Origin of the sequence: Rhodococcus sp. NPDC058532, assembly GCF_042719255.1 — a bacterium.
Lineage (GTDB): Bacteria > Actinomycetota > Actinomycetes > Mycobacteriales > Mycobacteriaceae > Rhodococcus_G.
Window position 1 is genome coordinate 173,536 of sequence record NZ_JBHXNU010000004.1, and the last position, 14,475, is coordinate 188,010.

Here is a 14,475-nt window from a genome sequence, read left to right on the forward strand (position 1 = left end):
CGATGCCGGTGGTCGCGATGATCGGCGGTGGCCAGCTGGCCAGGATGACGCACCAGGCGGCGATCGAACTCGGGCAGTGCCTTCGGGTGCTCTCCGGCGGACCGGACGAGCCCGCCGCGCAGGTCAGCGCCAACGTGGTACTCGGCAGCCACACCGACCTTGAGGCCCTGCGCGCGGCGGCCGTCGGGACCTCCGCGCTGACGTTCGACCACGAGCACGTCCCCACCGAGCACCTCGACACCCTCGTCGCCGAGGGGGTCAACGTGCAGCCGCCGCCGCAGGCGCTGATCTACGCGCAGGACAAGCTGGCGATGCGCCGCAAGCTGGCCGAGCTCGGCGCGCCGGTGCCCGCCTTCGCGGAGGTCACCTGGGCGGGTGACGTCGAGACGTTCGCGGCCGAGCACGGCTGGGACATCGTGCTCAAGGCGGTCCGCGGCGGCTACGACGGCCGCGGCGTGTGGATGCCCGCGGACGCCGAGGAGGCGGAGGCGATCGTCGCCGAGCAGCTCGACAAGGGCGTGACGCTGATGGTCGAGCAGAAGGTCCCGATGCGCCGCGAACTGTCCGCGATGGTGGCCCGCTCGCCGTTCGGGCAGGGTGCGACCTGGCCGGTCGTCGAGACCGTGCAGCGGCAGGGGCAGTGCGCGGTGGTGATCGCGCCCGCACCGGACCTGCCTGCGGACCTGGCCGCGCAGGCCGAGCAGATGGCGTTGCGGATCTCGTCGGCGCTCGGCGCGACGGGCGCGATGGCGGTCGAACTGTTCGAAACGGTCGACGGCAGGCTGATCGTCAACGAGTTGGCGATGCGCCCGCACAACTCCGGGCACTGGACGCAGGACGGCGCCCGCACCTCGCAGTTCGAACAGCACCTGCGGGCGGTGCTCGACTACCCGCTCGGCGATCCGGCGCCGATCGCGCCGGTCACCGTGATGGCGAACGTGCTCGGTGCGCTCGAGGCGCCGGAGATGAGCATGGACGAGCGGGTGCACCACCTGTTCGCGCGGATGCCCGACGCGAAGGTGCACCTGTACGGCAAGGGTGAGCGCAAGGACCGCAAGATCGGGCACGTCAACATCGTCGGCGGCGCGTCCGGTTCCCTCGACGACCCCGCATACGTTGCCGCGGTCCGGGAACGGGCGGAGCGGGCGGCGCACTGGCTCTCGCACGGGGTGTGGACTGATGGCTGGGACCCGCACGCAGGCAACTGACCGACCGACCCGACACTTTTCAGGAGAGAGATGACGCAGCAGCAGGGACCCCAGGTCGGCCTGATCATGGGCAGCGACTCGGACTGGCCGACGATGGAGGCCGCCGCGGAGGCGCTCGCCGAGTTCGGTATCCGTTTCGAGGTCGGGGTCGTGTCCGCGCACCGCACCCCGCAGCGCATGCTCGACTACGCGAACGCCGCGGCGGGGCGGGGCCTGAAGGTGATCATCGCGGGCGCCGGCGGCGCCGCGCACCTGCCCGGCATGGTCGCCGCCGCGACCCCGCTGCCGGTGATCGGGGTTCCGGTTCCGCTCAAGTACCTCGACGGGATGGACTCGCTGCTGTCGATCGTGCAGATGCCCGCCGGGGTTCCGGTCGCGACCGTCTCGATCGGCGGCGCCCGCAACGCGGGGCTGCTCGCGGCCCGGATCATCGGCGCCGCCGACCCGGCCGTTCGGGCGGCGATGGAGAAGTTCCAGGCCGGGCTGGAGACGATGGTGTTGGAGAAGGACGCGGCGCTGCGCGCGACGCTGCTCGGCTGACCGAATCGTCGGACACGCCGGGGTGGCCGGGGCTAGATTCGCAGGGCAACCGATTGCGTAACGCCCTGTAACGGAACATGCCCTGTTGCCGTATGAGCCCCGGAGTGCCGCCATGCCAACACCGCTCGACGAGTACCCGATCCACCAGACTCCGCTGCCGATGGACCGTGTGGTCAGCAGCGACAAGAACTTCTACGATCGCTCGTACTTCAACGCCGTCGACACGGCCGGTGACCTGTTTCTGGTCACCGGGTTCGGGGTCTACCCGAACCTCGGCGTCACCGACGCCTTCGCCACCGTCCGCACCGGCGACCGGCAGGTGTCGGTGCGGTTCTCCGACGCGCTCGAGCACCGATCGCTCGACCTGGCGGTCGGCGGCTACCGGATCGAGGTGCTCGAGCCGCTGCGGCGGCTGCGGGTGGTCTGCGACGGCGACGACGCGGGCGGCCTCGGCTTCGACCTCACCTGGGAGGGCACCTGCCCCGCTGTCCAGGAGCAGCCGCACCTGCTGCTGAACGGGCTTCGGCCGCAACTGGAGTCGAGCCGGTTCGCGCAGACCGGGGCCTGGTCGGGGGTGCTGTCCGTCGACGGCCGCGACATCGCCGTCGACCCGGACCGCTGGATGGGCACCCGTGACCGGTCCTGGGGGATCCGTCCGGTCGGGGACCCGGACCCGGCTGGCCGGTTGCTCGAGCGGCCGTCCGAGGGGTTCTGGTGGTTGTACGTTCCGCTGCGGTTCGACGGGTTCTCGGTGATCGTCATCGTGCAGGAGAACCCCGACGGGTTCCGCACCCTCAACGACGCCACCCGCATCTGGGACGACGGTCGGATCGAGCAACTCGGCTGGCCGCGGGTCGAGTTCGACTACAAGTCCGGCACCCGGCAGGCGCTCGCCGCAACCCTGCACCTCACCGCGTCCGACGGCAGCCCGGTGACGATCGAGGTCACCCCGCGCACCGGGATCGCGTTGCACGTTGGCGCAGGCTACGGCGGCGACCCGGAGTGGACGCACGGGCAGTGGCGCGGCCGGAACTGGTCGGCGCGGTCGGTGTACGACCTCACCGACCCGGCGATCGCGGGCCGAATCCCGTTCGGCGTCAGTGATTTCTCCGCCTCCGCGACCTGTAACGGCCTGCCCGGTGCCGGCCTGTTCGAACACGCGAGCATGGGCAGGCACGACCCGACCGGCTTCGCGGACTGGACCGCCGTCGCGCCGTAGCGGATCGCGCGAGCCGGCTCGGAGGCCGGCTCGCATCGGCTCGGTCACCGTGTGGCTACCTCGCCGGTGCCCGGGCAACCCGTATCGTCGTTACCCGTGCGAAGTAGCCCCCGGTCCGTCGTCGATGACCGCACGCTGTCGTGGCCCGTGCTCGCCGGGGCGGCGGTCGTCGCGGTCGGCGTGGTGATCTGGCACCTGGTCGCGGTGCCGATCGGCAACCCGTTCTACGGGCTGTTCGTCAACTACGCGGATCTGGCGATCTACCGGGCGGGCGGGGACGCGATCGTGCACCGAACCGGGCTGTACGACGGCCCGATCCTGTTTGGGATGCAGTTCACCTACACCCCCTTCGCCGCCCTGGTCTTCGCGCCGTTCGCCCTGATCGGGCAGTCGCTGACCAACGTGATCTGGTGGGTGGCGACGTTTGTCGCCCTCGTCGCGATCGTGGCGCTCAGCCTGAAGAGCCTGCGCTACCGGCTCACCCCGCGGGTCTGGGTGTTCAGCGCCCTGCTCGCGGTGGTCACGACCGCCTTCGAACCGGTCCGCACCACCATCTGGCTCGGCCAGATCAACGTCTTTCTGGTGTTGCTCGTGGTGTGGGACCTGACCAGGGCCGACGGGTCGCGACTTAAGGGCCTCGGTGTGGGGATCGCCGCGGGCATCAAGCTGACCCCGGCGTTCTTCCTCGCCTACCTCGCGCTGACCCGGCAGTGGCGCACCGGTGTGACCGCGCTGTCGGTCTTCGCGGCGACGGTGGCGCTCGGCTTCGCGATCGTGCCCGCCGACGCGTGGTCGTACTGGACGCATCGGATCACCCAGGCCCAGCGGGTCGGCCCAGTCGACGCCCCCAGCAATCAGTCGGTCAACGGCTTCTTCTCGCAGCTGCTCCGCTTCTACGACATCACCCGCTACCGCGATCCGGATACCGGTGTCTTCGCGGCACCGACCTGGATGTGGCTGCTCGGCGCCGCCGTTGCCGCCGCCGTCGGCCTGTCCGCTGCGGTGCTCGCGCACCGCCGCGGACAGGAACTGCTCGCCGTCACCCTGACCGGCATGACATCGGCGGCGGTGTCCCCGTTCTCGTGGGGGCATCACTGGGTGTGGTTCGTTCCGCTGCTGGTCCTCGCCCTGCATTACGCGTTGACCGCCACCGCCCGGCTGCGCTGGCTGGTCCCGACGGCGCTGCTGATTCCGGCGTTCGCCTGGTGGTGGAACTATCCCGACGGTCCGCCGCTGCACGGGGCCGATCACCCGATCGGGATCGGCCTGTTCATGCTGCCCCGCGACGACGCCGGGTGGTCGGCGCAGATCCTGGTGCCGATCTACGCCGGCTGCTACCCGCTGGTCCTGGCGATCACCGCGGCGGGCACCGTGTGGTGTCTGCGCGGCGGCGACGCCGATCGCCGCGACCTGCCCGCCATGCCGGAGCCCGCGGTCGTTCGTGCCGTCCCGCCCCCGACGCAGGTGGTCCGCTGACGTCCCGGCGTCAACGCGCCGACGCACCGCGGGGTTCGATCGGTCCGCACCGCCCTTACGCTTGGCGCATGCCCGACGATTCAGACCGCTTCCGACTCCAGGTGGTGTCGGAGGCGCTGCGCCTGTTCTCCGAGCAGGGGTACGAGGCCACCAGCGTCGACGAGATCGCCGACGCCGCAGGCATTTCGCGCCGGACCTTCTTTCGGCAGTTCCGTTCCAAGGAGGATGTGGTCTTCGCCGACCACGAGATCCTGCTCGAGCAGGCCTCGCAGTTCCTCGGCGCCGACCACCCGGACCCGTGGGGTGCGGTGTGCGACGCCGCGACGATCGTGTTCGAGCGGTTCGCGGACTGGGAGGACGTGGCGACCCGGCGGTACGCCGTCGTGCACCGGGTGCCCGCATTGCGGGACCGGGAGATCGTCACCGGCTACCGCTACGAACGACTCTTCGTCGAGTACCTGCGACGCGCGCTGCCCGACTCGGCGGACCTGGCCCGGGTGCAGTTCGCCGCGTCGGTGATCGCGACCCACAACTATCTGCTGCGGCGGATGGTCCGGGATGGCGTCGAGACCACCTCGCAGGAACTGCGGACCGCGCTCGCCGAGATCCGGCACGGCATCGACCGGGCGGGCGTCGACGGCGGGCGGGACGAGGACGTGGTGGTCGCGGTGTTCCCGCGGGGTCTTGCGCCGCGCCGGGTGGCGGACCTGGTCCAGCGCCGGTTGGAGGCCCGCGACCACGGGCGGTGACACTCAGTGCCGCATTGGTGGCACGTGGTACCCGAGTGGGCGGTCGTCCCTGCGCTATGATGGTCGGCGAATGGCACTGAGTGCCGTGACTCGACTTCCTCTAGGAGCGACTGATGGCTGGAAACCCGGACTTCGACCTGTTCAAGCTCGCCGACGAGCACGACGAGCTGCGGGCCGCGATCCGCGCGCTGTCGGAGAAGGAGATCGCCCCCCACGCCAAGGACGTCGACGAGAAGTCGCGCTTCCCCGAGGAGGCGCTCACGGCGCTGGTGAACTCCGGCTTCAACGCCGTGCACGTCCCCGAGGAGTTCGGCGGCCAGGGTGCGGACTCGGTGGCGACCTGCATCGTCATCGAGGAGGTTGCGCGGGTGTGCGGGTCGTCCTCGCTGATCCCCGCGGTCAACAAGCTCGGCACGATGGGCATGATTCTCAACGGCTCCGAGGAGATCAAGGCGCAGGTCCTGCCGACGCTGGCCGCCGGTGAGGCGATGGCCTCGTACGCGCTGTCCGAGCGGGAGGCAGGCTCCGACGCCGCGGCCATGCGCACCCGGGCCAAGGCGGACGGCGACGACTGGATCATCAACGGCTCGAAGTGCTGGATCACCAACGGCGGCAAGTCGACCTGGTACACGGTGATGGCCGTGACGGACCCCGACAAGGGTGCCAACGGCATCTCGTCGTTCGTCGTGCACAAGGATGACCCCGGCTTCTCGGTCACCGGCCTCGAGCACAAGCTCGGCATCAAGGGCAGCCCGACCGCGGAACTCGCGTTCGAGAACTGCCGGATCCCCGGCGACCGGATCATCGGCGAGCCCGGCACCGGCTTCAAGACCGCGCTGCAGACCCTCGACCACACCCGGCCGACCATCGGCGCCCAGGCCGTCGGCCTCGCGCAGGGTGCGCTCGACGCGGCCATCGCCTACACCAAGGACCGCAAGCAGTTCGGCACCTCGATCGCGTCGTTCCAGAACACCCAGTTCATGCTCGCCGACATGGCGATGAAGATCGAGGCCGCCCGGCTGATGGTCTACACCTCGGCCGCCAAGGCGGAGCGCGGCGAGAAGAACCTCGGCTTCATCTCCGCGGCAGCCAAGTGCTTTGCCTCCGACGTCGCGATGGAGGTCACCACCAACGCGGTGCAGCTGTTCGGCGGCGCGGGCTACACCACCGACTTCCCGGTCGAGCGGATGATGCGCGACGCCAAGATCACCCAGATCTACGAGGGCACCAACCAGATTCAGCGCGTCGTGATGTCGCGCGCACTGCTCAAGTGAGCTGACGGGCGGCACCGGCCCGCGTTCCCCAATGTCACATCGGCTGTCGTGAAGTGATCCGATGTGACATTGGGGAACAGGTGTTTTCGGGGGAGGTGGCTACGCTGGTGCGCATGCCCCGATTTCCGCTGAGCGAGCGGTGGTACCGCTGGAGCGCCGAGCACGTCGCAGGCATCGACCGCGCCATCGCGGCCCCTCTCGTGCTCCTCGGTGTTGCGGCGTCGGTTGGCGTCGGGTGGGTTGACGTGGTGATCGCGCTGGGACTGACCGTGCCGCTTGCCTGGCGTCGCATCCGACCGGTCGCTGCCGCGGCGGTGGTTGCGCTGTCCTCGGTGGCGTATCTGATCGTCACGACTGACCAGACCAATCTGCTGATGCCCGGGATCTGCGTGCCGATCGCGCTGTACGCACTCGCGGCATACGGGCCGAGGTGGGCGAGCGGATGGGGTCTGGCGGCGGCCATCGTCGGGGTGACCGTGGCGGGTGTCCGGTATTTCGGCGGCGAGCAGTCCACCTGGCAGGCGCACGCGTTCCTCATCGCGTTCCTGATCGTCTATATCGTCGCGGTGTGGGCGTTCGGCGATCTCCGCAGGGTGCGTAACCAGGAGTTTGAGGGACTGACCGAACGGGCCCGGCTGCTCGAGCTCGAGCGAGCGCAGGAGGCGGAGCTGGCCGCGCTGGGGGAGCGCACCCGGATCGCCCGCGAAATGCATGACATCGTCGCGCATTCGCTCACCGTGGTGATCGCGCAGGCCGACGGCGGACGCTACGGTGCCAAGGCGGACCCGCAGGCGGCGATCGCCGCGCTGGAGACCATTGCGGAGACGGGGCGGCAGGCGCTCGCCGACATGCGTGCCCTGCTCTCGGTGCTGCGGGAGGACACGCCCCGGGAGACGCGTTCCACCCCACAGGTTTCCGACATCGAGCAGCTCGTCGAGGACCTACGGGCCGGTGGCCTGCTGGTGGACCTGCATGTCGAGGGCGAGGCACGGGACCTGTCGCCCGGTGCCGGGCTGACCGCCTACCGGATCGTGCAGGAATCGCTGACCAACGTGCTCAAGCATGCCGGGCCTGCGGCGCGGGTCGTGGTGACCGAGCGGTGGACGGAGCGCGGCCTGCTGCTCTCGATCGTCGACGACGGACGCGGCGCCGCTGGCGCGCTGGTGCCTGCCACCGGGGGCGGGCAGGGCGTGCTGGGAATGCGGGAACGGGCCGAACTGCACGGCGGAACGCTGCACGCCGGCCCGGTCGTCGGTGGCGGCTATCGGGTCCGGGCCGAACTGCCCTACGAGCGAAGGATGTGAGCGTGACGATGACGGACGACGGACGCCCGATTCGGGTGGCCCTGGTCGACGACCAGCAACTCGTTCGGGCCGGGTTCCGGATGGTGATCGACTCCCAGGACGACATGACCGTGCTGGTGGAGGCGTCCGACGGCGCGCAGGCGCTGCGGGAACTGGCCCAGGTGCCGGTCGATGTGGTGCTGATGGACGTGCAGATGCCGAACCTGGACGGCATCGAGGCCACCCGGACGCTCACCGCGCTCGACTCGGCCCCGCGGGTGGTGGTGCTGACCACGTTCGACAACGACGAGTACGTGGTCGGGGCGATCTCGGCGGGGGCCAGCGGATTCCTCCTCAAGGATGCGCAGCCGGAGGAGTTGCTGTCGGCCGTGCGGACGGTGCACCGCGGGGACGCCGTGATCGCGGCCAGGTCCACCCGGCGCCTTCTCCGGCACGTCGGCCCGATGCTGGAGGGGGCGGTGGCCCGGCCCGCGCTGCCGGATCTGACGCCCCGCGAGGTCGAGGTGCTCGAGGCGATGGCGCATGGGCTGTCCAACACCGAGATCGCAGGCAAGCTCATCGTCTCCGAGGCGACCGTGAAAACTCATGTTGGACGGGTCCTTTCGAAGACCGGGTCGCGTGACCGGGTGCAGGCGGTGGTATTCGCCTATCGGTGCGGCCTGGTGCGACCGGAGGATCTGCTCGGCGGGGAGCATCCCGGGGGATGACCGACCGTCATCCCTCAGGATGACCCGACAGCCCGCGCAGATCGCTCGCCGCTCCGATGTGCGACCCCGGCGTGATCCCTACCGTCGAAGCCATGACGAGACCGAACATTTCGGCGGCCCGTGCGGTCGCGTTGAGCAAGCGGTACGGGGACGGTGACGCGGCGGTCCGCGCGCTCGACGCCGTGGACGTCGACTTCCGCCGCGGCGCCTTCACGGCGATCATGGGGCCGTCGGGTTCCGGCAAGTCGACGCTGATGCACTGCCTGGCCGGCCTGGACACGCCGTCCGGGGGTCGCGTGTACCTCGGCGACACCGACCTGACCGGGCTCGACGACCGTGGCCTGACCGAGCTGCGCCGCGACCGGATCGGGTTCGTGTTCCAGGCGTTCAACCTGCTGCCGGTGCTCACCGCGGAGGAGAACATGCTGCTACCGCTGCGGCTCGCGGGCGTCGAGGCGGACCGGATGTGGATGCATCAGATGGTGGCCCGGCTCGGCCTCGCGGACCGGTTGGGCCACAAGCCGCATGAGCTGTCCGGCGGGCAGCAGCAGCGGGTCGCGGTGGCCCGGGCGCTGCTGCCGCGTCCCGACGTGGTGTTCGCCGACGAACCCACCGGGAACCTGGACTCCCACGCGGGCGCGGAGGTGCTGGACCTGCTGCGGGCCAGCGTGCGGGAGGTCGGCCAGACGGTGGTGATGGTGACCCACGACCCGGTCGCCGCGTCCTACGCCGACCGCGTCGTGCTGCTCGCCGACGGCCGCGTCGCCGGGGAAATCATCAGTCCGACACCGGATTCGGTGCTTGAGACGATGCGCGATCTGGTGGCGCGCGCGTGCTGAGGCTGACGCTCGCGCAGGCACGGGCACACGCGGGCCGCTACCTGGCGTCCGGCGCCGCGATCCTGATTGCGGTGGCCTTCGTGGTCGCGACCCTGGTGTTGGGCGCAACCACCTCGGCGAGCGTGACGAATTCGCTTGCCGGTCAGTACCGGTCGTCGGCGGTGGTGGTCGACGGCCTCGCCGACGACACGCAGGCGCGGACGGTTGCGGCGACCGTTGCCGGCCTTCCCGGGGTTACGGCGGTGAGTGTCGACGCCGCGGCGCCGGTGAAGGTGGCGGCCGCGGGCCGGGGCAGGCTGTTCGGCACCCTCGCCACGCTGGCCGAGCAGGCGGAGCTCCGATGGCAACGACTGGCGGAGGGCAGGTTCCCGGCCGCGCCCGGCGAGATCGCGGTTGGATCCGACGCCGGACTCGTCGTCGGGGACACGGTCGCGGTCACCGTGCGGGGCGCCCGCGACGACGAGTCGACGGAGGCGAGCACCGGCACCGCGACGGTCGTCGGTTCGATCGACCTGTCCGGCAGCGCCCAGCGACTCGGCGGCGTCTCCGTCTACACCACCGGGCCGCAGCTGCGGGCGTGGGCGGGCGCCGCCGCCGATCACGAGCTGCGGGTCGCCGGGGACGGTGATCCGGAGCTGCTGCGGCAGGCCGTCACCGCGGCGCTCGGTCCGGACCTGGGGGTGCGGACCGGCGCCGAGCAAGCCGAGCGCGTCTCGGCGAGCTACCTCGGCGACACCGACACCATCCGCAACGTGCTGCTCGCGTTCGCCGCGGTCGCGGTGGTGGTGGCCGGGCTGGTCATCGCGAACACGTTCGCGGTGCTGCTCGCCGCGCGGACCAGGGAACTGGCGCTGCTGCGGTGCGTCGGGGCCACCGCACGCCAGATCCGCCGGGGCGCCCGGATCGAGGCCCTCCTCGTCGGCGCCGCCGCATCGATCGCCGGGGTCCTCGTCGGAATCGGGTTGGCGTCGGCGGTGACCCTGGCGGCGGAGGCGGTCGACGCCCCGGTGCCGCTGGACACCCTCGCGGTCACCCCGACCGCGGTCCTCGCCGGCCTCGCGGTCGGAATGGTCGTCACCTACCTGGCCGCGGTTGCGCCGGCGCGGGCCGCGACCCGGGTGTCGCCGCTGGCCGCGCTTGCGCCCGCCGAGGCCGTCGTCGAACCCGCCGCCGCCTCGCGGGCCCGCCGCGTCGCCGGACTGACCGGGCTCGTCGGCGGGGTCTGCGTGCTTTGGTTCGGGGCGTCCGCCGAGCAGGTGCTGCTCGCCTGCGCGGGCGGGATCGTGACCGCGCTCGGCGTCGTGCTCCTCGGCCGCAGCATCGTGCCGCCGCTGGTGGCGGCGGTGGGTCGGGTGCCCGCACGGCTGATCGGGCCGCTGGGGGAGGTGGCCGTCGGTAACGCGCTGCGCAATCCGCGCCGCACGACGGCGACCGCGACGGCGCTGCTGGTCGGCGTGACGGTCACCGCGACGATGGTCGTCGGCACCGCGACGGTCGGGGCGGCGGCGCCGCGAGAGTTGAACGAGCAGTTCCCCGTCGATGTGACGATCGACGCCGATGGCGGCCTGCCGCCGGGCCTCGACGCGGGGGTGCGCGGCATCGACACGGTGACGGCCACCGCGCCGCTGCTCGGGACCGAGGTGGTCGCCGAGGAGGGCACCCGGCTCACCGTCCTCGGTGTCGACCGGGTCGACGGCGCGGCGACGCTGCGGATCCCGCTGGTGTTGCCCGCGGACGGGGAGATCTCGCTGTCGCCCGAGCAGGCGGACGCGGTGGGTGTCGTGCCCGGCGGCAGGCTGGACGTGGAGCACGCCGGTACCCGCCGCTCCCTGACCGTGGTCGCGGGCCGGGAGGGACAGCCCGCGTTGGTCGGCCCGGCCGACGCACTCGCCCTCGCCGCGGTTCCGCAGTCCCTGTGGATCCGGCTGCTCGACGGTCTCTCCGACGGCGAGCTGGCCGCGGCACAGAACGAGATTGCCGACGTGGCAGAGGAATTCGCACCAATGGCCGAGGTGAGCGGCGCGGTGTCGATGCGCGCGGCGATCGACTCGATCCTCGATGTCCTGCTATTGGTGGTGGTCGGGCTGCTGTCGGTGGCGGTGCTGATCGCGCTGATCGGGGTCGGCAACACGATGGCGCTGTCGGTGATTGAGCGTCGCCGCGAGTCGGGCCTGCTGCGGGCGCTCGGCGTCACCCGGTCCGGCCTGCGGTCCGTGCTGATCTGCGAGGCGGTGCTGGTCGCGGTCGTCGCGTCGGTGCTCGGGGTGTTGCTTGGGTCGATCCTCGGTGCGGCGGGGACTGCGTCGGTATTCGGTTGGGACGGACTGACATTCGGAGCGATCCCCTGGCTGCAGCTGATGCTGATCGTGCTGGTCGGCGGAATCGCCGGGGTGCTCGCCGCGGTCCTGCCCGCCCGGACCGCCGCTCGCGCCGTCCCGGTGGCGGCGCTGGCCGGGTGAGGTGACCGCGAGGCGGGCGGGGACCGGGACGTCGTCAGCGCAGCACGAGCAGCGTGACGACGGAGTCCTCGCCCGCCTCGAGCCGGTGCACGATCCCGGCGTCGACGTGCACGGCGGTGCCGGCAACCAGGGTGACGGTGCGGTCCGCGGTGGCGAAGGTGACGGACCCGGTCTGGCCCTGCACGAGGATCGGGAATCGTGCCTGATGGTCCTCCATGGTCTGTCCGGCGCGAAAGCTCAGCCGCACCACGGTGACTCCCGCCTGCGCGCCGAGCCGCTCGATGCGCGGTGAGGACCCGTCCTGCGGATTGCTCTGCCGCAGCCCGGTGATCTCGGTGAGGTTTCCGGTGTTCGGTTGGGTGCTCATGTTGCCCTCCTGTGGCGATCGCTGCACACGACGCGGCCCGTCACGGACGCCGCGCGGTGACCTTCTCCGACTCGACGCGTCGATCCATCCGACCGGCGTCCGGGCTGCTCACCTGAACCAGCGACGCGCCAGCGGCCAGCACCGCAAGCAGCCCGTCGACGAGTTCGCCCGCGGTGGTCCAGTCCGACGTCGACAGGACCCGATCCTCGCCGGTGAACCCCTGTGCTGCCGCGGACCCGGTGGCGGCGTCGAGCACCTCGCTGATCGTCCGTCCGTCCAGCGCCGGGGCGTCGGCGGATGCGGGGTCGGGGCGGAACTGGTCGCCGTGCACCCGCACCGACGTCGCATAGTCGGTGACCCCGACCGGGAGGTTGTCGGCGGGACGGCCGAACGCGTCGAGGGAGAGGACCGCGACCTCGGCGGCATCGGACGCCTCGTCCAGCCGGTCCGCCGTGATCAGTGCCAACTCCGCATCCGGGTCCGGCTCAAGCACCACCTCCGTGCCCGCCCACCAGCAGCCGAGCAGCACCGCAGCGGTCTGCCAGTGCGCGGGTAGCAGGACGCAGACGCGGGACCCCGGGACCAGGCCGAACTCGTCGCGAATCAGGTTGGCGGTCTTGGCCGCCCAGTTCGCGAGGGTCAGCGCGGACAGCTCGATCCGGGCGCCCGACAGGTCGTCGTACCAGGTGACGCGGGGTCCCGCCGGGTCGCGCTGCAGGATCGGGTCGAGCAGTGCCGCGGTGAGAGTGGGTGCTGCTGCCATGGTGTCGCGGTACTCCCTCGGTTCGCCTGCGCGGGTCGCGCAGGCTCCTGCTGTTGACGTGGTCGGTCGGCCCGCCCCGGTCAGTTCACGCACTGCGGTCCGGAGCGTCCCGCATCGATCGGCGGCCCGGGCGGGACCGGTGTCGGGCTGGTCCCCAGGTCGAGGATGTCGGATGTCGGCTCGGCCGAATCCCTCGTGGATTCGGACCCAGGTCCGTCGTAGTCCGCGGCGAGGACCACCCGAACCGTGTTCCGCGCCAAGGAGGAATCCTGCACCACCGGCAGTCCGCCCAGTGCGGCGGCCGCCGACGTGGCTGCGTCGGAGTCCGGGTCGGCGGCCAGCAGCTCGCTCGCCGACACCGACTCGCCGGTGTTGTTCCCCACGACACCGACCCGATACCCCTTCGCGGACACCGCGTCCGAGACCCGGCCCGCGAGACCCCCGATGGCGCTGTCGTTGACCACGTCGACGGTGACGGTGGCGGGATCCACGGTCGGCACCGGATCGGACTCTCCGGCGGATGCCTCGGTGTCGGCCTCGCCCGCGAGCTCGGCGACGTAGCGGCGGACGGCCTTCGGCTCCACCTGCACGATCGACTCGCCGTAGTCTGTCATCGCGTTGATGTCCACCACCGGGATCGTCTCGAACCTCACCTGACCACCGGCCAGGCTCTGCAGTTCCTTCGCGAAACCGATGACGTCCCAGTCCTCGTCGAGCACAACGGACCGCTGGACGGCGGACGTCAACTGCGACAGTTTGCCGGGGTTGCTCAGGGTTTTCGCGCTGATCACCTCGTGCACCAGGGAGGCCATGAACACCTGCTGTCGCACGATCCGGTCCAGGTCGCCGCGCTGCAGGCCGTGCCGTTGGCGCACGAACGACAACGCCTGCGCGCCGGACAGGGTCTGCTCGCCTGCCGGGAAGTTCGCGCCGGACAGGGGTTCGTCGACCGCCTGGTTCAGGCACACGTCGACGCCGCCGACCGCGTCGGTGAGCAGGACGAACCCGAGCAGCCCGATCTCGGCGTAGTGATCGACGGTGACCCCGGTCAGGTCGGCGACGGCGGTGATCAGCGCCTCCCGGCCTACCTGGGTGGACTCCTTCTCCGCGGTTGCGTCGTCGGTGCCCTCGTCGATGAGCTGTTGCTTCTCGGTGGCCTTCGTCGCACCGAATGCCGCGTTGATCTTCGACATCCCGACGCCGGGAACCTTGACGTACGAATCACGCGGAATGGAGATCGCGGTCGCGGACTCGCCGTTGTTGGGGATCCGCACGAGCACGATCGTGTCGGTGTTGTCGGCCTCGGCGTCACCGGCGCGCAGCGCCTCAAGTTCCTGGGTGCTGAGCGGGTTGCCGTGCGCGTCGGTCCGGCTGTCCGTGCCGACCAGCAGCAGGTCCAGCGCGCCGTCCTTGGTGCCGCCGAGACCGAGTCGGGCGGTCGCGAGGCTCGACTCCAGCGCGTCGACGCTGCGCCACGCAAAGCCCGTCACGACCAGGACCAGGGCAGCGACGATGGCGACCCCGACCTGCACCGGCCGGGCCCGGGCCGGGCCGGGGTCGGGCCGCCGCT

Annotated in this window: 13 protein-coding genes; 10 read left to right on the forward strand and 3 right to left on the reverse strand. The window is 71.2% G+C overall.

The window, feature by feature from the left end; genetic code table 11:
• Nucleotides 1-2 precede the first annotated feature (2 nt).
• From ACFWQG_RS07165 to ACFWQG_RS07210, 10 genes are all read left to right on the forward strand, one after another.
• A complete protein-coding gene (locus tag ACFWQG_RS07165; RefSeq protein ID WP_378507042.1) occupies nt 3-1,208 on the forward strand; it encodes a 5-(carboxyamino)imidazole ribonucleotide synthase in 1,206 nt (401 codons plus the stop codon).
• A 30-nt stretch (nt 1,209-1,238) separates the two neighbouring features.
• Entirely contained in the window at nt 1,239-1,748 is a 510-nt protein-coding gene (gene purE, locus ACFWQG_RS07170) for a 5-(carboxyamino)imidazole ribonucleotide mutase (RefSeq protein WP_378506906.1), read from the forward strand.
• A 112-nt stretch (nt 1,749-1,860) separates the two neighbouring features.
• The gene (locus ACFWQG_RS07175; protein WP_378506907.1) at nt 1,861-2,967 is read left to right on the forward strand and encodes a hypothetical protein; all 1,107 of its coding nucleotides are present in this window, start codon (nt 1,861-1,863) and stop codon (nt 2,965-2,967) included.
• 96 nt (nt 2,968-3,063) lie between these two features.
• Nucleotides 3,064-4,443 (forward strand): glycosyltransferase 87 family protein, encoded by a 1,380-nt coding sequence (locus ACFWQG_RS07180; protein ID WP_378506908.1) that lies wholly within the window; start codon nt 3,064-3,066, stop codon nt 4,441-4,443.
• Between the two features lie 68 nt (nt 4,444-4,511).
• Nucleotides 4,512-5,192: a TetR family transcriptional regulator gene (locus ACFWQG_RS07185; RefSeq protein ID WP_378506909.1), complete on the forward strand. Its 681-nt coding sequence runs from the start codon at nt 4,512-4,514 to the stop codon at nt 5,190-5,192.
• A 113-nt stretch (nt 5,193-5,305) separates the two neighbouring features.
• A complete protein-coding gene (locus tag ACFWQG_RS07190; protein WP_378506910.1) occupies nt 5,306-6,466 on the forward strand; it encodes an acyl-CoA dehydrogenase in 1,161 nt (386 codons plus the stop codon).
• Between the two features lie 113 nt (nt 6,467-6,579).
• Nucleotides 6,580-7,770 (forward strand): sensor histidine kinase, encoded by a 1,191-nt coding sequence (locus tag ACFWQG_RS07195; protein WP_378506911.1) that lies wholly within the window; start codon nt 6,580-6,582, stop codon nt 7,768-7,770.
• A gap of 8 nt (nt 7,771-7,778) precedes the next feature.
• Complete coding sequence (locus ACFWQG_RS07200) at nt 7,779-8,477, forward strand: response regulator (RefSeq protein WP_378507043.1); 699 nt, start codon at nt 7,779-7,781, stop codon at nt 8,475-8,477.
• A gap of 92 nt (nt 8,478-8,569) precedes the next feature.
• Nucleotides 8,570-9,316: an ABC transporter ATP-binding protein gene (locus ACFWQG_RS07205; RefSeq protein WP_378506912.1), complete on the forward strand. Its 747-nt coding sequence runs from the start codon at nt 8,570-8,572 to the stop codon at nt 9,314-9,316.
• The gene (locus ACFWQG_RS07210; RefSeq protein ID WP_378506913.1) at nt 9,310-11,775 is read left to right on the forward strand and encodes an FtsX-like permease family protein; all 2,466 of its coding nucleotides are present in this window, start codon (nt 9,310-9,312) and stop codon (nt 11,773-11,775) included. The genes ACFWQG_RS07205 and ACFWQG_RS07210 overlap by 7 nt, the downstream gene beginning before the upstream one ends.
• 34 nt (nt 11,776-11,809) lie before the next feature.
• On the opposite strand, the gene ACFWQG_RS07215 is transcribed toward ACFWQG_RS07210, so the two are convergent.
• The 3 genes from ACFWQG_RS07215 to ACFWQG_RS07225 form a co-directional block, all read right to left on the reverse strand.
• Nucleotides 11,810-12,142, reverse strand: coding sequence for a cupin (locus tag ACFWQG_RS07215; protein WP_378506914.1), 333 nt, complete (start codon nt 12,140-12,142; stop codon nt 11,810-11,812).
• 40 nt (nt 12,143-12,182) lie between these two features.
• A complete protein-coding gene (locus ACFWQG_RS07220; protein WP_378506915.1) occupies nt 12,183-12,905 on the reverse strand; it encodes a TIGR03089 family protein in 723 nt (240 codons plus the stop codon).
• Nucleotides 12,906-12,985: 80 nt separating this feature from the next.
• Complete coding sequence (locus tag ACFWQG_RS07225) at nt 12,986-14,437, reverse strand: LCP family protein (protein WP_378507044.1); 1,452 nt, start codon at nt 14,435-14,437, stop codon at nt 12,986-12,988.
• Between the last annotated feature and the right edge of the window lie 38 nt (nt 14,438-14,475).